At 72.8% G+C, this 17,636-nt stretch carries 16 protein-coding genes; 15 read left to right on the top strand and 1 reads right to left on the bottom strand.

Translation table 11 applies throughout. The features are described from left to right. Positions 1-33 precede the first annotated feature (33 nt). From ACN265_RS18335 to ACN265_RS18295, 9 genes are all read left to right on the top strand, one after another. Positions 34-816: a HipA family kinase gene (locus ACN265_RS18335; protein WP_421408682.1), complete on the top strand. Its 783-nt coding sequence runs from the start codon at positions 34-36 to the stop codon at positions 814-816. Then, positions 813-1,205, top strand: a complete 393-nt coding sequence (locus ACN265_RS18330; protein ID WP_204925154.1) for a DUF3037 domain-containing protein — start codon at positions 813-815, stop codon at positions 1,203-1,205. Before ACN265_RS18335 ends, ACN265_RS18330 begins: the two co-directional genes overlap by 4 nt. Positions 1,206-1,266: 61 nt before the next feature. Then, the gene (ccrA, locus tag ACN265_RS18325) at positions 1,267-2,628 is read left to right on the top strand and encodes a crotonyl-CoA carboxylase/reductase (RefSeq protein WP_420115647.1); all 1,362 of its coding nucleotides are present in this window, start codon (positions 1,267-1,269) and stop codon (positions 2,626-2,628) included. 231 nt (positions 2,629-2,859) lie between these two features. Then, a complete protein-coding gene (gene metK, locus ACN265_RS18320) occupies positions 2,860-4,050 on the top strand; it encodes a methionine adenosyltransferase (protein ID WP_421408681.1) in 1,191 nt (396 codons plus the stop codon). Positions 4,051-4,211: 161 nt separating this feature from the next. Continuing rightward, entirely contained in the window at positions 4,212-5,075 is an 864-nt protein-coding gene (locus ACN265_RS18315) for a phytanoyl-CoA dioxygenase family protein (RefSeq protein WP_421408680.1), read from the top strand. Between the two features lie 263 nt (positions 5,076-5,338). Further along, the gene (locus ACN265_RS18310; RefSeq protein ID WP_421408679.1) at positions 5,339-6,301 is read left to right on the top strand and encodes an acyl-CoA dehydrogenase family protein; all 963 of its coding nucleotides are present in this window, start codon (positions 5,339-5,341) and stop codon (positions 6,299-6,301) included. Then, entirely contained in the window at positions 6,295-7,032 is a 738-nt protein-coding gene (locus ACN265_RS18305; protein ID WP_421408678.1) for a PIG-L deacetylase family protein, read from the top strand. The genes ACN265_RS18310 and ACN265_RS18305 overlap by 7 nt, the downstream gene beginning before the upstream one ends. Further along, positions 7,029-7,655 (top strand): class I SAM-dependent DNA methyltransferase, encoded by a 627-nt coding sequence (locus ACN265_RS18300; RefSeq protein ID WP_420115919.1) that lies wholly within the window; start codon positions 7,029-7,031, stop codon positions 7,653-7,655. Before ACN265_RS18305 ends, ACN265_RS18300 begins: the two co-directional genes overlap by 4 nt. A gap of 5 nt (positions 7,656-7,660) precedes the next feature. Next, the gene (locus tag ACN265_RS18295) at positions 7,661-8,386 is read left to right on the top strand and encodes a glycosyltransferase (RefSeq protein ID WP_421408677.1); all 726 of its coding nucleotides are present in this window, start codon (positions 7,661-7,663) and stop codon (positions 8,384-8,386) included. Positions 8,387-8,480: 94 nt separating this feature from the next. Here ACN265_RS18295 and ACN265_RS18290 read toward each other — a convergent pair whose 3' ends face one another. Next, positions 8,481-11,120 carry an IPT/TIG domain-containing protein gene (locus tag ACN265_RS18290; RefSeq protein ID WP_421408676.1) on the bottom strand — a complete coding sequence of 880 codons (2,640 nt, stop codon included), beginning with the start codon at positions 11,118-11,120 and terminating at the stop codon, positions 8,481-8,483. Positions 11,121-11,393: 273 nt separating this feature from the next. Between ACN265_RS18290 and ACN265_RS18285 the strand changes: the two genes are divergently transcribed. The 6 genes from ACN265_RS18285 to ACN265_RS18260 are packed head-to-tail and all read left to right on the top strand — an operon-like array spanning position 11,394 to position 17,631. Further along, complete coding sequence (locus tag ACN265_RS18285) at positions 11,394-12,668, top strand: ATP-grasp domain-containing protein (protein ID WP_421408675.1); 1,275 nt, start codon at positions 11,394-11,396, stop codon at positions 12,666-12,668. Then, positions 12,665-13,504, top strand: a complete 840-nt coding sequence (locus ACN265_RS18280; RefSeq protein WP_421408674.1) for a Rossmann-like domain-containing protein — start codon at positions 12,665-12,667, stop codon at positions 13,502-13,504. The genes ACN265_RS18285 and ACN265_RS18280 overlap by 4 nt, the downstream gene beginning before the upstream one ends. Further along, positions 13,498-14,574, top strand: coding sequence for a PLP-dependent cysteine synthase family protein (locus ACN265_RS18275; protein WP_421408673.1), 1,077 nt, complete (start codon positions 13,498-13,500; stop codon positions 14,572-14,574). The genes ACN265_RS18280 and ACN265_RS18275 overlap by 7 nt, the downstream gene beginning before the upstream one ends. Further along, positions 14,571-15,593: an enolase C-terminal domain-like protein gene (locus tag ACN265_RS18270; RefSeq protein ID WP_421408672.1), complete on the top strand. Its 1,023-nt coding sequence runs from the start codon at positions 14,571-14,573 to the stop codon at positions 15,591-15,593. Before ACN265_RS18275 ends, ACN265_RS18270 begins: the two co-directional genes overlap by 4 nt. Next, positions 15,590-16,831: an MFS transporter gene (locus ACN265_RS18265; RefSeq protein WP_421408671.1), complete on the top strand. Its 1,242-nt coding sequence runs from the start codon at positions 15,590-15,592 to the stop codon at positions 16,829-16,831. Before ACN265_RS18270 ends, ACN265_RS18265 begins: the two co-directional genes overlap by 4 nt. Beyond that, positions 16,828-17,631 carry a class I SAM-dependent methyltransferase gene (locus ACN265_RS18260; RefSeq protein WP_421408670.1) on the top strand — a complete coding sequence of 268 codons (804 nt, stop codon included), beginning with the start codon at positions 16,828-16,830 and terminating at the stop codon, positions 17,629-17,631. Before ACN265_RS18265 ends, ACN265_RS18260 begins: the two co-directional genes overlap by 4 nt. The last annotated feature ends 5 nt before the right edge of the window (positions 17,632-17,636 follow it).

Below are 17,636 nucleotides of genomic sequence, written 5' to 3'. Positions count from 1 at the left end.
CTCCAAGACCGACAACGATCAGTAGGATGAAAAGTGTTACCCACAGTAGTAGCAACGCAGTATCTGACCGCCCTGCGTGAGGGTGGATCCCTGCCCGGGGTGGTGGAGGCGGACAACGACGGCGTGTACGTCGTCAAGTTCCGTGGCGCGGGCCAGGGCAGTGCCGCCCTGGTCGCCGAGATCGTCGTCGGCGAACTCGGCCGCCGGCTCGGCATCCGCGTCCCCGAGCTCGTCACCATCGACATCGACCCGGAGATGGCGCGCCGCGATCCCGATCAGGAGATCCAGGAACTTCTGCGGGCCAGCGCCGGGGTGAACCTGGGCATGGACTTCCTACCCGGCTCGGTCGGTTTCGACGGGGTCGGCTGGCAGCCCCCGGCCGAGGAGGCGGCCAGGATCTACTGGCTGGACGCCCTCACCGCCAACGTGGACCGCACCTGGTCCAACCCCAACCTGATCATCTGGCACCGCCAGCTCTGGGCCATCGACCACGGAGCCGCGCTGCTGTTCCACCACTCCTGGCCGACCGTCGCCACCTGGGCCGAGCGCCGCTACGACCTGTCCCAGCACGTGCTGGCCGATCTGGTCGCCTCGTTGGGTCCCGCGACGCTGGCCAAGCTGGACGCCGAGCTGGCCGAGGCGGTGACCGAGGACCTGCTGACCGAGGTCGTCGCCATGGTCCCGGACGGCTTCCTGTTGGGCATGAACTCCGTTCCCGAGGACGCGGACCCGCCCGAGCTGCGACAGCGCTACGTCGACTACCTCCTCGCCCGGCGTACCCGCGTGGGTGCCTGGTGGCCGGGGGTCGATGCATGACCGCCAAGGCGTCCATCCTCAGCTTCGACTACGCGCTGTTGCGCGCCGTGCCCCGTGTCGACCGCGGTGAGCAGGTCAACGTCGGAGCGTTGCTCTACTGTCCCGGCGCGGACTTCCTCGGTGCCGCCATTCATGTCGACGCCGACCGGCTACGGATGCTGGATCCGGACATCGACGTCGACATGGTCGCCGCGGCCCTCGACGCCATCCGTGCGATCTGCGCCGGTGATCCCGCCGCCGGTCGGGCGGGAGCCGGCACCCGGGGGGCGCGGTTCGGCTGGCTGACCGCGCCGCGCAGCACGGTGATCCAGACCAGTGCCGTCCACGGCGGGCTCACCACCGACCCGGCGGCCGAACTCAAGCGCCTGATGGGACGGCTCGTGCACTGAACGGCGAGGCAGCGGGCCGCAGCCACCTCCTTTCCTCAGTCGCGTTACCCGAGGAGCACCGATGGAAGACATCATCAGCGCCGTTCTCGACCCGGACACCCGACCGGAGGACTTCGCGGCCCTGCCCGTTCCGGAGCACTACCGCGCGGTCACCCTGCACGCCGACGAGGTCGAGATGTTCGCAGGGGTCGCCGCCGAGGCCCGCGAGCCGCGCCGGGCCGTGCACCTCGACGACGTGGCGGTCCCCGAGGTCGGGCCCGGCGAGGCGTTGGTGGCGGTCATGGCCAGCTCGATCAACTACAACACCGTGTGGTCGTCGTTGTTCGATCCGATGCCCAGTTTCACCTTCCTGGCCCGGTATGGCCGACGCTCACCGCTGGCCCGCCGCCATGACCTGCCCTACCACGTGATCGGTTCCGACCTGTCCGGAGTGGTGCTGCGTACCGGGCCAGGGGTCTACGCCTGGAAGCCCGGCGACGAAGTCGTGGCGCACTGTCTGTCGGCCGAGCTGGAGGCACCCGAGGGACACAACGACACCATGCTCGACCCGGATCAGCGGATCTGGGGCTACGAGACCAACTTCGGGGGTCTCGCCCAGTTGGCACTGGTCAAGGCGAACCAGTTGATGCCCAAGCCGGCGCACCTGACATGGGAGGAGGCGGGGACTCCCGGTCTGGTCTCCTCGACGGCGTACCGGCAGTTGGTCTCCCGCAACGGCGCCCAGATGAAGCAGGGTGACAATGTGCTCATCTGGGGTGCCTCCGGCGGGGTGGGCGCGTTCGCCACCCAGCTCGCGTTGGCCGGAGGGGCGAAGCCGATCTGTGTGGTGTCCAGCCCGACCAAGGCCGCCATCTGCCGGGCGATGGGTGCTGACGCGGTGATCGACCGCACCGACGAGGCCTTCACGTTCTGGAAGGACGAGTACACCCAGGACCCCGGGGAGTGGAAACGGTTCGGACGGCGGATCCGGGAACTGACCGGCGGGGAGGATCCCGACATCGTGTTCGAGCATCCCGGGCGGGACACCTTCGGTGCCTCGGTGTACGTCACCCGCAAGGGAGGCACCATCGTGACCTGCGCTTCCACCTCCGGCTACCGCCACGAGTACGACAACCGTTACCTGTGGATGTCGCTCAAGCGAATCGTCGGATCGCACTTCGCCAACTACCGCGAGGCGTGGGAGGTCAACCGTCTCATCGCCAAGGGTCGGATCCACCCCACGCTGTCCAAGACGTACGCCCTGGCAGACGCCGGACAGGCGGTCGACGACGTGTACCGCAACCGGCACCTCGGCAAGGTCGGCGTGCTGGCGCTGGCACCGCACGAGGGTCTCGGCGTCCGCGACACGGCGATGCGCGAGCAGCATCTCGACGCGATCAACCGGTTCCGGCGGGCTGACCGGCCGACCACCAGCCCCCGCTGACCACCAGCCCCCGCTGATCCGGCCGTCAGCGGGGCGACGCCGGTCAGCCGACCGCCCACAGGCACCCGCGTGCCGCACCGACCTGCGGGTGCGACAGCGACATGTCGTCCGGAGGCCCGCTCGACCGTTCCCGCAGCGGAGCGGGATCACCGGGTCAGCCGTCCGCCCCCACGATCGGTCGAGGTGGAAGGCCGGTTCGACGTCATGCCCTCATCGACGGAAGGACTACCCATGGCACGCCGCCTGTTCACCTCCGAGTCGGTCACGGAAGGCCACCCGGACAAGATCGCCGACCAGATCAGTGACGGGATCCTCGATGCCCTGCTGACGCAGGATCCGCACAGTCGGGTGGCGGTCGAAACCCTGATCACCACCGGTCAGGTCCACGTCGCCGGCGAAGTGTCGACCAAGGCGTACGCTGACATCCCGACGATCGTCCGCGAGACGATCCTGGGTATCGGCTACGACTCGTCGAAGAAGGGCTTCGACGGCGCTTCCTGTGGCGTCAGTGTCTCCATCGGTGCGCAGTCGCCGGACATCGCGCAGGGTGTCGACAATGCCTTCGAGTTGCGGACGGGTGCGTCGGAGAGCGCGTTGGACGCGCAGGGCGCCGGCGACCAGGGCATGATGTTCGGTTTCGCCTGTTCTGAGACGCCCGAGTTGATGCCGTTGCCGATCGCGTTGGCGCATCGGTTGGCTCAGCGGTTGTCGGCGGTGCGGAAGGACGGCACGATTCCGTACCTGCGGCCTGACGGTAAGACGCAGGTGACCATCGAGTACGAGGGGTTGCGTCCGGTACGGCTGAACACGGTTGTGGTGTCCAGCCAGCACGCCGCCGACATCTCCCTGGACTCGCTGCTGACCCCGGACGTGCGGGATCACGTCATCGCCCCGGAGTTGGAGAGCCTGGGCCTGGACACCGACGACTACCGGCTGCTGGTCAACCCGACCGGCCGGTTCGAGATCGGTGGTCCGATGGGTGACGCCGGTCTGACCGGTCGGAAGATCATCGTGGACACGTACGGTGGGTATGCCCGGCACGGTGGTGGTGCGTTCTCGGGTAAGGATCCGTCGAAGGTCGACCGTTCGGCGGCGTATGCGATGCGGTGGGTGGCGAAGAACGTGGTCGCCGCCGGTCTCGCGGAGCGGTGTGAGGCGCAGGTGGCGTACGCGATCGGCAAGGCCCACCCGGTGAGTCTGTTCATCGAGACGTTCGGCACGGAGAACGTGCCGGTGGAGCGGATCGAGCGGGCTGTGGGTGAGGTGTTCGACCTGCGGCCGGCTGCGATCATCCGGGATCTGGATCTGTTGCGTCCGATCTACCGGCAGACCGCGGCCTACGGGCACTTCGGCCGGGAGCTGCCGGAGCTGACCTGGGAGAACACCGACCGGGCCCAGAGCCTCAAGGCCATCGCGGCCTGAGGTGCCGACCCCGCCGCCGCGCTCCGCGCCGGGCTGGTCCGCTGAGACGACCCGGCTCGGACGGACAACAGTCGACCTTCGGCGCGGGCCGACACGACCCCGGCACACCACCCGTCGGGCTCAGGGACCGTCGAGCCGTTCCCGCACCGAGAGGAAGAGAAATGACTGACAACGCCATCGTCACGGTCCATCCCGACGCCGACATCGACCGGGTCTGTGCCCTGCTCGACCACGACGGCGCCGTCATCGTCGAGGAGTTCCTGGACGCCGGGACCCGGCAGGCGCTCTGGGACGATCTCGGGCCCGCGCTGGAGGAGTCCGGCTACGGCGACAACGACTTCTCAGGCCATAAGACCAAGCGGATGTCGTCGTTGTTCGCCCGCAGCCGGCACATGGCCGCCGTCGCGCTGCACCCGCTGTTCCTGGGTGCCGCGCGACGGCTCATCCAGCGGCCGGTGCCGGTGTGGTTCGGCGGTGAGCAGGTGAGCATCAGCCCCAACATCCAGGTCAGCGCTACCCAGGTGATCCAGATCTGGCCGGACGAGGGGGGGCAGTGTCTGCACCGCGACGACACCTCACACCTGCGGCCCTACCCTGCACCGACGACCCGGGCCCAGGTGATGGTCGCGATGAGTGACTTCACCGCGGAGAACGGCGCGACGATGGCGATCCCGGGCAGTCACCGCTGGGACGACGAGCGGGCGCCGCGCCGCGACGAGGCGGTGCCGGCCGAGATGCCGGCCGGGTCGGCGCTGATCTGGCTCGGCGGTCTCTACCACGGCGGTGGGCAGAACACCTCCACGCAGCCGCGCACCGGGCTGACGCTGTCCTACATCGCCGGCAACATGCGCCAGGAGGAGAACCAGTACCTCGCGGTGCCGATGGAGATGGTCCGCGAGTACCCCGAAGAGTTGCAACGCCTGCTCGGCTACGACGTGTGTCCCCCGTTCCTCGGCTGGTACGAATCCCGCGACCCGCACACCCTGCTCGCCGAGCGCGCTGGTGGAGGTGCTCCCCGGGCCTGATCCACCACAGCACTGACCATGGCCGCCGCTCCGGACAGCCGCGAGCATCGTGACGGGTCGGGCCCGTCGGCCGCACCATGTTTCACCTCGGGGGAGAGGGGCACTTTCCGGCGGCGACCCGTACGGGCCGCACATCGCCCGTACGGAGGTGCCCCGATGACGCTCGACCGTCCGGAGACGGTGCCCGTGGTCGACGGCGGGTCGAGCCGGGCCGGGCGGCACCCGGTGCGGTCCGGGAGACCGCCCCGGGCGTCGGGCACCCCATGGTGACCCCCGGCGGCGACGACCCCGGTACGGCGTTCCGGTCGGCCGTGCTCGCCGGACTGCTCGACCTGCCGTTGCCCGGCGGCGGCCGCACCCGTGACCGCTTCCTGCGGTTCGTCGAACTCGGCCGCGCCGACCTGCCCCTGGCCCGGCTGGGCGAGGGGCACGCCGACGCCCTGGCGATCCTCGCCGAACTCGGTGTGCCGGTCGACCCCGGGTGGTGCCGTGAGCCGTGGGGTGTCTGGGCGGCCGTGCCGGCGTCGGTCACGGCGACCCGGGACGGCGACCGGTGGCGGCTGACCGGTGACCGGCCCTGGTGCTCCGGGGCGGGTCTGCTCGCCCGCGCCCTGGTCACCGCGACCACCGACGACGGCATCCGGCTGTTCGCCGTCGAGGTCGACGCCGCCGGGGTCACCGCATTACCCGACACCTGGCCGGCCGTCGGTATGGCCGCCAGCGACAGCCGTACCGTCAGCTTCGACGGCGTGACCGCCGTCGCGGTGGGCGGGCCGGGCAGCTACACGGCGCGGCCGGGTTTCTGGCACGGCGGGCTGGGGGTGGCGGCGTGCTGGTACGGCGGGGCGGTCGGGGTCGCCGACACCCTGTACAGCGCGGCGCGGCACCGCCGTCTCGGCCCGCACGCCCTGGCGCACCTCGGCGCGGTCGACGCGGCCCTGACCGCCGCCCGCAGTGTCCTGTTCGCCGCCGCCGACGAGATCGACGCGAACCCCACCGGGGACGCGGACCGGTTGGCCCACCAGGTTCGCGCCACCGTCGAGGCGGCCGCCACCACGGTGGTCGACCGGGTCGGTCGGGCGCTGGGGGCGGGCCCGCTGTGCCAGGACGCCCACCATGCCCGCCGGGTCGCCGACCTGACGGTGTACCTGCGGCAGAGCCACGCGGAGGCGGACCTGGCCCACCTCGGTGAGCTGGTGGCGGCGGTCGGGGACCCCGGATGGTGAGGCCGATCGTCGACGCGGGCACCGACGAGAGCAGCTGGCGTGCGTGGCCGGCACCGGCCGGCTGGCCCGTACTGGCGCTGGACGACCGGGTGCGGGCGGCGCCGCCACTGGTGGTCGCCCCGCACCCCGATGACGAGGTGCTCGGGGTGGGTGGCCTGGTCGCGATGCTCGCCGGCGACGTCGAGATCGCGGTCGTCACCGACGGCGAAGCCTCGCATCCGGAATCCACGGTCCACTCGCGGGCGGCGCTGGCCGCGATCCGGCGCGCCGAGACGGTCACGGCCTGCGGACTGCTCGGGGTCGCCCCCACCGCCATCGACCATCTCGGGCATCCCGACGGCGGTGTCGACGAGCCGGCGCTCGCCGAGGCGTTGACCGGCCGGCTGGTGCCGGGACGGTGGTGCGTCACGACGTGGCGCGGCGACGGACACCCGGACCACGAGGCGGTGGGGCGGGCGGCGGCGACCGCCTGCCGGCGTACGGGCGCGACGCTGGTGGAGTTCCCGGTGTGGACGTGGCACTGGGCCCGACCGGACCATCCCGACGTGCCGTGGCACCGCGCGCGCCGGGTCGACCTGACCGGGGCGGCCAGGTCGGCCAAGCTGACCGCGATCGACGCCTTCCGTAGCCAGGTGCTGCCACTGGGGCCGGCACCCGCCGACGCCGCGATCCTTCCCCCGAACGTCCTCGCCCGCTTCGCACGTCCCTACGAAACGGTGTTCCTGACATGACCCCAGGCGGCACCCCGGCCGGCTACTTCGACGACATGTACGCCGGCGCGGAGGACCCGTGGAGTTTCGAAACCCGCTGGTACGACCAGCGTAAGCACGAGATGACGGTGGCCTGCCTGCCGCGCCGGCGGTACCGGTCGGCATTCGAGCCGGGGTGTTCGACCGGGATGCTCACCCGCCGCCTCGCCCCGCGGTGCGACCGGCTGCTGGCGGTCGACATCGCCGCCGCGCCGGTGGCGAGCGCCCGCCGGCGGCTGGCGGAGCAGCCACACGTCCGGGTGCAACGGATGCGGGTCCCCGACGAGTGGCCGGCCGTGGCGGACGACCGGTTCGACCTGATCGTGCTCTCCGAGCTGGGCTACTACTTCGACGACGCCGGGTTGGATCTGCTGGTGGCCCGTACGGTCGACTCGCTCGAACCCGGCGGCACGCTGGTGGCCGTGCACTGGCGGCCGCCGGTGGCCGAGCACGCCCGCAGCGGCGACGACGTGCACCGGCTGCTCGCCGGCGTGGACGCCCTGACGCGGACGGCACGGCACGAGGAGGCCGACTTCCTGCTCGACGTGTTCCTGCGGGTGCCGCCGCCGGCCAGGTCCGTCGCCCAGGCCGACGGCCTGTGGTGAACCGGATGGCGGTCGTGGTGCCCGCCCACGACGAGCAAACGTTGCTGCCCGGCTGTCTGACCTCCGTCCTCGACGCGCTGCGGCACCTGCCGGTGCCCTCGGAGGTGATCGTGGTGGCCGACGACTGCCGCGACGCCACGGCCGCCGTCGCCGAACGCCCCGGCGTCGTCGTGCTGACGGTGCGGGCCCGCAACGTCGGCCGGGCCCGGGCCGCCGGCATGGCGTACGCGCTGCGCCACGGCCCACAGGGGTTGTGGCTCGCCACCACCGACGCGGACAGCCGGGTGCCCCGGCGGTGGGGCGGCTGGCAGCTGCGTCACGCCCGCGCCGGCACCGACCTGCTGGTCGGGACGGTACGGGTCACCGACTGGGCACCCCGCGCCATCCAGGTCCGTGACCGGTACGAGGCCCGGTACCGGCAGGGGCTGACCGGCACCGGCCACCGGCACGTCCACGGCGCGAACCTGGGCTGCGCCGCCACCGCGTACGAGCGGCTGGGCGGCTTCGCCGACCTGCGCCACGGTGAGGACCACGACCTCGTCGAACGCGGTCGGCGGCAGGCCATGCGGGTCGTCACCGACGCCGGCTGTGCGGTACGCACCAGTGCCCGCCGCCACGGTCGGGCCCCGCACGGCTTCGCCGGCTACCTCGACGCCCTCGAAGACCGGCCGACGGCCCCCTCGACGGTGCAGCCCGAGCGGACGCCGTGCGGCGGATGCACCGTGGCGTGACGAACCGCCCTGCCCCGGCGGCGCGCGAAGCGCGCGTACCGGAAAGGGCGACTCCCGGCCAGGGTCCGGTCGGACCCTGGCCGGGAGCGTCCGGTCAGCCGGTGCGGCCGGCGCGGTGCCGGCGGCGGGTCAGCACGACGAGGGCGACGCCGAGCAGTGCGAGCAGCACCCCGACGGTCAGCGGCGCGGCGACGGCGTCACCGGTCACCGGCAGGATCCCACCGACGTAGCGGAAGGTGGATCCGTTGGAGGTGCCGCCTGCGGTGCTCACCACGATCGTGGTGTCACCTGCCGCGCAGGGCGGTGTGCGGAAGGTCAGCGAGCGACCGTCCGGCGACACGGTGACCTGGTCGGCCGGGATGGTGGTGCCGCAGATGGTGACCGTGGTGCCGCCCGGTACGAACCCGGAGCCACCGACCGTCACTGTCGTGCCGCCACCTGTCGGCCCCTGTCCGGGGGTGACGGTGTCGATGCGCGGCGGGACGGGTTCGTAGGTGAACCCGTCCGGTGCGGTGACGTCGTCACCGGGCAGCAGGACGGTGACGTCCACCGGTCCGACCTGGCCGGGCGGGGTGACCACGGTCAGCGAGGTGCCGCCCGGGTTCACGACCAGGTTGGTGCCGGGTGTGTTGCCGAAGCTCACGCCGGTGGCGCCGGTGAGACCGGTGCCGGTGATGGTCACCGTGGTGCCGCCGGTGGTCGGTCCGGTGCCCGGCACGATGGAGGTGATCGTCGGTGCGACGTACGTGAAGACCGGCGCGGTGGCGGTGCCCGCGGGGAACACCAGTCGGACGTCCGCCGGCCCGGCCGTGTTCGGCGGGGTCACCACGGTGATCGTGGTGCCTGCCGGGTTGACGGTGAACCCGGTGCCGGGCACCCCGTCGAAGGTCACGCCGGTGGCGCCGGTGAACCCGGTCCCGGTGATGGTGACCGTGGTGCCACCCGAGGTCGGGCCGCTCGTCGGGGTCAGCCCGGTCACGGTCGCGGCGCTGCCGTCGGCGAGGTAGGTGTAGCCCAGCGGTGCCGCCGTACCGCCGCCGGTGGTGACCAGCACGACGGCCGGTCCGACCGCGCCGGGCGGGGTGACCGCCGTCAGGGAGGTGCCGCCCGGGGCGACCGTGACGTTGGTGGCCGGCACCCCGTCGAAGGTGACTGTCGTGTCACCGGGCACGAAGCCGGTGCCGGTGATCGTCACCGTCTGTCCGCCCGACTGGGGACCGGTGTTCGGCGTGATCGACGCGACGGTCGGCGGTGCGGCCACGTAGGTGAATCCGTCCGGCGCGGTCGCGTCCGCGCCCGGCAGGAGCACGGTGACGTCCACCGGTCCGACCTGGCCGGGCGGAGTGACCACGGTCAGCGAGGTGCCGCCCGGGTTGACCGTGACGTTGGTGCCCGGGGTGTCGCCGAAGGTCACTCCGGTCGCTCCGGTGAAGCCGGTGCCGGTGATGGTCACCGTGGTGCCGCCGGCGGTCGGCCCGGTGTCCGGGACGATCGAGGTGATCGTCGGCCCGAGGTAGGTGAACGTCGGCGCGGTCACCCGACCGGCCGGGAAGACCAGCTCGACCAGGGCCGGCCCCGCCGGGTTCGGCGGCGTCACCACGGTGATCGTGGTGCCTGCGGGGTTGACGGTGAACCCGGTGCCGGGCAGTCCGTCGAAGTCCACGCCGGCCGCCCCGGTGAAGCCGGTGCCGGTGATCGTCACCGTGGTGCCGCCGACGGTCGGCCCGGAGGTCGGCGTGAGGCCGGTGATCGTGGCCGCGCTGCCGTCGGCGAGGTACGTGTAGCCCAGCGGTGCGGCGGTGCCGTTCACCGTGCCGACCACGACCTCGGCGGGTCCGACCGCGCCGGGCGGGGTGACCGCCGTCAGGGAGGTGCCGCCCGGCGCGACCGTGACGTCGGTCGCGGGCACCCCGTCGAAGGTGACCGTGGTGCCACCCGGGATGAAGCCCGTGCCGGTGATCGTCACGGTCTGGCCGCCTGACTGCGGGCCCTCGTCGGGGCTGATCGTCGCGGTGGTCGGTGCCGCCGGCGGACGCTCGCAGAGCGCCTCGGCCACGATGACGGTGCCGACGGGAATGGTGGTCGGGACGCCGAGGATGCTGCCCGACAGGGTCAGCACGGCCCGCACCGTGATCGCGGTGGCGTCGGTGGCGGTGGTCGTCTCGACCCGGGTCAACGAGGCGTTCAGGCTCGCGTCCAGCAGCCCCGGCACCACCACCGCCGCGCTGCCCACGACGGCGGGGGTGTTCGCCGTCAGCGTCACCGCCGAGCCGAACAACTCCAGCCCGACGAGCGTGGTGTCCGCGCTGGTCGCGCCGACCTGCGGACAGACCGCGGTGGCGGTGGCCTCGGCGGCGTCCAGCACGTCGATGCCGAGCACGGTCAGGTTGAGGCCGTTGACGCTGGAGGACGCCGACGATCCGTCGGCCGCCCGGGTGGCGGTGACCTCCTCGACGGTGCCGCTGGCGGTCACACCGACCGCCCCCGGTACCGAGATCGCCAGCAGCGTCTCGGTGTCGGTGCCCCCGCCGGCGGGCGCGGTGGCGGTGCCGACGGTCGCGTCGGCGCTGATCACGGCTATCCCGGCCACCTCGGCCGAGAGGTCGACGACGACGCCGCGGGCGCTCGCGTCGCCCGGTGCCGCCAGTGCCGGCGTACCCAGGGTCAGGGTTGCCAGGCTGGTGACCAGTAGCGCCGTGGCGGCGCTCGTGGTTCTTCGCAGGACGGTCCTCACCAATTTCCCCCGTTCAGATGGATGACGGGCCTGCGTGATGTGGCGGCAGCCGTCAACGAGTGAACGAGAACAAATAGGGCAAGTTACGCATTTCGGGCCTTGGGTGGCTGTGGGTGGTGGCCGGCGTCCGCGCGATGGCGTCCGCCCGCTGTTCCCGGCGCTCCAGGGTTGATCGACTCCACAGGTGAACGTCCCCGGGCGTGTCGCTGGCTATTACTAATGGAAACCATTATCGTCTGCTGGTCCGGAGTCGTCGAGCGTCGGGAGTGCGCGGTGGGTCATGTGTTGCTGGTCGAGAGCTGGGTCGGTGCGATGAGCAGCCTGCTGCCCCGGGCGATCCGGGAGGCAGGACATCGGTTCACGTTCCTGACCAGGAACCTGCACCACTACCTGCGCCAGGGCGGCGGCACCGGGACGCATCCGCTGCTCGACGCCGACCACGTGATCACCGCCGAGACCAACGATCCGGAACGGCTGCTGCCGCACGTACGGAAGCTGCACGAGGTGCTGCGGTTCGACGGCGTCGTCACGTCCTGCGACTACTACCTCGCCACCGTGGCCCGGCTCTCCGCGGACCTGGGCCTGCCGGGCGCCCGGCCGGAAGCCGTCGAGTGCGCCTACCGCAAGGACCTGGCGCGGCAGCGGATGCAGGCGGCCGGCCTGCCCGGCCCGGCGTTCGCCGTCACCGGGGACTGGGCGGGCACCGAGGCCGCCGCCCGCGCCCTGGGTTTCCCGCTGGTCGTCAAACCGGTCGACCTGTGCGCCGGGATGTTCGTCCGGCTGGTGGCCGACCGGGACCAGCTACGCGAGGCGTTCGACGCCCTCGGCGAGTTCCCGGTCAACGCCCGGGGGCAGCAGCGTTCACCGCTGGTGCTGCTGGAGGAGGTGTTGGCCGGGCCGGAGGTCAGCGTCGAGACCGTCACCGTCGACGGGGAGACGACGGTGCTCGGTGTGACGGACAAGAGCCTCGCCGGTGCGCCGTGGTTCGTGGAGACGGGGCACATGTTCCCCGCCGCGCTCGACGCCGCGACGGCCGGCGCGGTCGGCGACATGGCCGTCGCCGCCCTCGCCGCGGTCGGGTTCGACCGGGGGGTGGCGCACACCGAGCTGCGACTGACGGCCGCCGGGCCACGGGTGGTGGAGATCAACCCCCGCCCGGCGGGCAACCAGATCACCGAACTGGTGCGACGGGCGACCGGGGTCGACCTGCCCATGGTGTACGCCCGGCTGGCCGTGGGTGAGCAGCCGGGGGTCACGGTGGCCGACACCGGTGTCCGTAGCGCCGCCATCGCGTTCCTGCTCCCGCCCCGCGCCGGCACCATCGCCGGGATCGACGGGGTGACCGCGCTGGCTGCCGCTCCCGACGTGGTCGACTGGGCGGTGAAGCCCGCCGGGCACCGCACCGGCGACGCGGTGAGCAACAACAACTACCTCGGTCACGTCATGACGGTGGACACCACGGGCCCCGGCGCCCGGGTCCGGGCCGACGCACTGGTCGCCGGGCTCGGCGTCCGGTACGTCGACGAGCTGGCCGGAGCCCACGCGTGACCCCGGTGGACACCGGTGGGCCGGTCACGTCGGTGCCGGACCTGATCGACGCGGTCCGAGCGGGCCGCTTCGGCCCCGACCCGGCCACCGCGCAGGTCACCGTCGCGTTCACCACCCGACAGGGTGCCCGGCATGCCGGGCGGGCCCGTGGCTACCGCAACCAGGTGCTGAGCCTGCGGGTGGACGCCGCCGTCGGTTCGTGCGCGACGGAACCCGACGAGCCGACCGACGAGGTCGCCCACGACTGCGTCGGTCGCAGCGTCGCCGAACTGCTCACCCACCCGGCGTCGGCGGTGCGCGTCGCGGCCCTGGACGCCTACCTCGCCACGGTCCGACCGCACCCGCAGGCCGCCTGCGACAGGGTAACCATCCCGGCCGGGACGTCGCTTGCCAAGTCGACCGCCCGGGCCGCCGCCGTGGTGGACCTGCTGCCGGTGGTGCCGGGGCAGCAGGTCCTGGTCGTCGGGGTGGTGAACTCCCTGCTGGCGCAGTTGCGGGACCGGGGCGTCGGCTACCTGCCGTGCGACCGGGCCGGCGGGAGCACGGAGTGGGGGGAGACGTGCCTGCCGGACGCCGCCGTGCTGCTGGAACGCTGCGACGCGCTGCTGGTGTCCGGGATGACCCTGGGCAACGACACGTTCGCGCCGCTGCTGCGGCACGCCCGTACCACCGGCAAGCCGATGGTGGCCTTCGCCCAGACCGGCAGCGCCGTCCTGCCGTGTTTCCTCGGCGCGGGGTTGAGTGGCGTGTCCGCCGAGCCGTACCCGTTCTTCTGGCTCGACGGCGCAGCGACGACGGTCTACCGCTACCGTGCCGGGACCGGGTCGCCGTGCTGACCGCCTCCGTGCCCGCCGCCCACGCGCCGCACCTGCTGGGCCTGCTGGGACGCTCCCCGGTGGCGTTCGTCGACACCCCGCTGCCGCACCCGCACGGCGGGTTCCACGCCAAGGTGGAGTACCTGAGCCCGGGGGGCATGAAGGCGCGGGCCGCGGTGGCGATGTTGCGGGCCGCCCGGCGGCGCGGTGACCTGCGGCCGGGCGGCACCGTGGTGGAGTCGACCAGCGGCACGCTGGGGCTCGGTCTCGCGTTCGCCGGGCAGGCCCTGGGCCACCCGGTCGTCCTCGTGGTGGACCGGGAGATCGAACGGCCGATGCGCGCGCTGCTGGCGGCCCACGGGGCGACGGTGGAGGTGGTGGCGCAGCCGCACCCGGTCGGTGGTTGGCAGCAGGCCCGCCTGGACCGGTTGCGCGAGGTGCTGTCCCGTATCCCCGACGCCTACTGGCCCGACCAGTACCACAACCCGGACAACGCCGCCGGTTACCGCAGCCTCGCCGAGGAGTTGACAGGCCAGGTCGAGGCCGTGGACGTGCTGGTGTGCAGCGTCGGCACCGGTGGGCACAGTGCCGGTCTGGGCCGGGCGTTGCGCCGGTACTGGCCGGGGATGCGGCTGGTCGGGGTCGACACCGTCGGCTCGACGATCTTCGGACAGCCCGCGCGGCCCCGGCTGATGCGCGGGTTGGGCAGCAGCATCTTCCCCCGCAACGTCGACTACGCGGCCTTCGACGAGGTGCACTGGATCGGCCCGGTGGAGGCGGTGGACACCTGCCGCCGGTTGGCCCGGGCGGCGTTCGTCACCGGCGGCTGGAGCACCGGGGCCGTCGCCCGGGTCGCCGCGTGGATCTGCCGGATGCAGCCCGGTGCCCGGGTGGTGACGATCTTCCCGGACGGCCCGCACCGCTACCTCGACTCGATCTTCGACGACGCCTACTGCGCCCGCCACGGGCTGTTCGCCCCGGCTCCGGACCATCCGATCGAGATCCCGTACCCGGATGTCGTCGAGGTGACCCGGTGGAGTCGCTGCCGGACCGTCCTCGACCCGCTGCGCCGCCTGGCGGTGCCGGCATGAGGCTCGACTGGCGCAGCTACCCGCTGCGGCTGCGGGAACCGCTGCGGATCTCCCGGGCGACGATGCCGGGCCGTGACGCCGTCCAACTCGACCTGTCCCACGACGGCGTGACCGGCCACGGCGAGGTGGTGACCAGCGTCTACTACGGACTGGACCTGGCCGCCATCCTCGGGCTGCTGCCCGGGCTGCGGCACCGGGTGCGCGACTGCGGCGAACCCGAGGTGCTGCTCGCGGAGTTACCGGCACTCGCCACGCAGCTACCCACCGGTGTGCTGGCGGCCCTGGACGCCGCCGTCCACGACCTGCTGGGCCGCAGGGCCGCACAGCCGGTGCACCGGTGGCTCGGCCGTCCCGCCCCGACCCCGGCGGCCACGGCCCACACCATCGGTCTCGTCGCGCCCGGCCACGCCGGGGCCACCGCGCGGGACCTGGCCCGACGCGGCTTCCGACTGGTCAAGGTCAAGTGTGGAGACCCCGCCGACGTGGCCCGGGTCGCCGCCGTCCGCGCCGCACTGCCGCAGGCACGGCTCCTGCTCGACCCCAACGGCGCGTGGACCCCCGAGCAGACCGTGCGGTTGCTCGACACGCTACGCCCGTACGACATCGACGCCGTCGAGCAGCCCATCGCGCCCGGCACCCCGCAGCTGCTCGGCTGGATCAGCGCGCGCACCGACGTGCCGGTCATCGCCGACGAGGACGCGGCCACGGCGGCGCACGTCGGCGCCCTCGTCGGCACGGTGGCCGGCATCAACGTCAAGCTGGCCAGGTGCGGCGGCATCCACGCCGCCCGGCAGATCGCCGCCACGGCCCGGGCCCACGGCATGGACCTCATGCTGGGCTGCCTGGTCGCCAGCTCGCTGGGCATCGCACCGGCGGTGCACCTCACCGGCGACGCCCGCTGGGTCGACCTGGACGGGCACCTGCTGCTCGCCGACGATCCATGGACCGGCATCGGCGGTCACGACGGCGTCCTGCGGGTGAGCGGGGCACCCGGTCTCGGCGTGCGGGCGGCCCGATGAACACGTGGTCCACCCTGCGCAGCTTCCCGCTGCCGATCCGGCTGCTGGTGGTCAACCAGTTCGGGGTCAACGTCGGTTTCTACCTGCTGCTGCCCTACCTCGCCGGCTACCTGGCCGACGACGTCGGCCTCTCCGCCGCCGTGATCGGCATCGTGCTCGGCGTGCGCAACCTCAGCCAGCAGGGCCTGTTCCTGCTGGGTGGCTCCGTCGCCGACCGGCTGGGCGCCCGAGGTGTCATCATCGCCGGTTGTGTCCTGCGCGCCGTCGGCTTCGGGTTGTTCGCCCTCGGCACGGCACTGCCGGTGCTGCTGGCCGCGTCGATCCTGTCCGGACTGGCCGGGGCACTGTTCAACCCGGCCGTACGCAGCTACGTGGCGCAGGCCGCCGCCGACCGGCGGGCCGAGGCGTTCGCCCTGTTCACCGTCTTCGCCAGTGCCGGCGCGCTGCTCGGGCCGCTGCTCGGCTCGGCGCTGCTGCTGGTCGACTTCCGGGCCGCCGCGCTGACCGCCGCCGGGCTGTTCGCCGCACTCACCGTGGCGCAGGCGGTCTGGCTGCCCGCCACCCCGGCCACCTCCGCCGGGGCGACGCTCTGGCAGGACTGGCGTACCGGCCTCGCCGACCGCCGGTTCCTGGCCTTCAGCGTCGCGCTGGCCGGCATGTTCGCGTTGCAGACCCAGCTGTACCTGATCCTGCCGGTGCAGGCGGCGCACGTCACCGGGCAGCCGGTGGCGGTCGCCGTGCTGTTCGTCGTCTCCACCGTCGTGACGCTCACCCTGCAACTGCCGCTGACCGGCTGGCTGCAGGGCCACTGGCGCCGTGGGGCGAGCATCACCGTCGGGATGGCGGTCATGGGGGCCGGATTCCTGCTGCCGCTGCTGCGTGTGGAGTCGTCGTCGCCGGCGCTGCGGCTGGTGCCGGTGCTGGCCGCGGCCGTGCTGCTCACCCTGGGGGTGATGATCGCCCAGCCGTTCGTGCTGGAGTTGATCCCCGCCTTCGCCGGCCCCCGGCTGACCGGTACCTACTTCGGCCTGTTCTACCTGGTGTCCGGGGTCCTCGCCGCCGGCTGCACCGCCGCCGTCGGCGCGGCGGTGGGCACCGCCACGGCAACCGGGGTGCCGCCGGCGGCGTGGCTGCTCACCGCCACCGTCGGGGTGGCCTCGGCGGGCGCGGTGTGCCTGCTGCGCCTCGACGGCCCCCGCACGCCCGTGCCCCCGCCGGCCCCGGTGGGGGTGTCATGAGCGACGGGAACCTCCTCACCGACAACCCGGAACTGTACGAACAGCAGTTCCCCGACCCGGGTCACCGTGCCGCCCGGTTCGTCGACGACGTCGTACGCCGGTTCGCCGACCGCACCGACGTCGCGCCCCGGCTGCTCGACGTCGGATGCGGCACCGGCCGCGACGTCGGGCACCTCGCCACCCTCGGCTACGCCGCCGTCGGGTTGGACACGTCGGTGCCGATGCTGACCTACGCGCGGCGTCGCCACCCCGGCGTCCGGTTCGTCCACGCCGACCTGCGGGACTTCGACCTGGCCGGCCCCGTCGACGTGGTCACCTGTCTGGACAGTGCGCTGCTGTACTGCCACACCAACGCCGACCTGACCGCGTTCCTGCGCTGCTGCCACCGGCACCTGCGCCCCGGTGGGCTGCTGCTGGCCGAGATGCGCAACGGGGCGTTCTTCCTCGGCAACACCGAACTCCTCGACGGCACCCGTACCCGCACGGTGACCTGGCGCGGCGTCCCGTACACGTCCGGCACGCGGCTGTGGATCGACCACGGTGGGCAGCTGCTGCGCCGCGAACGGGTCTGGACCTGGCCGGCCTGCCCGCAACCGCTGGTGCAGACCTCGGCCTGGCGGCTGCTGTTCCCCGCCGAGCTGCGGTACCTGCTCGACACCACCGGGTTCGACGTGGTGGCCCTGTTCGACGCCCCCGGTCCCCGCACCGACCCGCCCTGGCATCCGAGCGCCGCGTTGTCGCCCGCGCTATCCGGTGACCGCCTGCACCTGGTCGCGCGTCGACGCGCCGACGCGGTCTGACTCCG

The sequence above is a fragment of the Micromonospora sp. WMMD730 genome (genome assembly GCF_049178955.1).
Lineage (GTDB): Bacteria > Actinomycetota > Actinomycetes > Mycobacteriales > Micromonosporaceae > Micromonospora > Micromonospora wenchangensis.
This window is presented reverse-complemented; position numbering and strand designations above follow the sequence as displayed.

Excerpts from the sequence above, each read along its gene's own strand:
- ACN265_RS18330 (WP_204925154.1), top strand. The coding sequence starts at position 813 with ATGACCGCCAAGGCGTCCATCCTCAGCTTCGACTACGCGCTGTTGCGC.
- ccrA (WP_420115647.1), top strand. The coding sequence starts at position 1,267 with ATGGAAGACATCATCAGCGCCGTTCTCGACCCGGACACCCGACCGGAG.
- metK (WP_421408681.1), top strand. The coding sequence starts at position 2,860 with ATGGCACGCCGCCTGTTCACCTCCGAGTCGGTCACGGAAGGCCACCCG.
- ACN265_RS18315 (WP_421408680.1), top strand. The coding sequence starts at position 4,212 with ATGACTGACAACGCCATCGTCACGGTCCATCCCGACGCCGACATCGAC.
- ACN265_RS18310 (WP_421408679.1), top strand. The coding sequence starts at position 5,339 with ATGGTGACCCCCGGCGGCGACGACCCCGGTACGGCGTTCCGGTCGGCC.
- ACN265_RS18305 (WP_421408678.1), top strand. The coding sequence starts at position 6,295 with ATGGTGAGGCCGATCGTCGACGCGGGCACCGACGAGAGCAGCTGGCGT.
- ACN265_RS18300 (WP_420115919.1), top strand. The coding sequence starts at position 7,029 with ATGACCCCAGGCGGCACCCCGGCCGGCTACTTCGACGACATGTACGCC.
- ACN265_RS18295 (WP_421408677.1), top strand. The coding sequence starts at position 7,661 with ATGGCGGTCGTGGTGCCCGCCCACGACGAGCAAACGTTGCTGCCCGGC.
- ACN265_RS18270 (WP_421408672.1), top strand. The coding sequence starts at position 14,571 with ATGAGGCTCGACTGGCGCAGCTACCCGCTGCGGCTGCGGGAACCGCTG.
- ACN265_RS18265 (WP_421408671.1), top strand. The coding sequence starts at position 15,590 with ATGAACACGTGGTCCACCCTGCGCAGCTTCCCGCTGCCGATCCGGCTG.
- ACN265_RS18260 (WP_421408670.1), top strand. The coding sequence starts at position 16,828 with ATGAGCGACGGGAACCTCCTCACCGACAACCCGGAACTGTACGAACAG.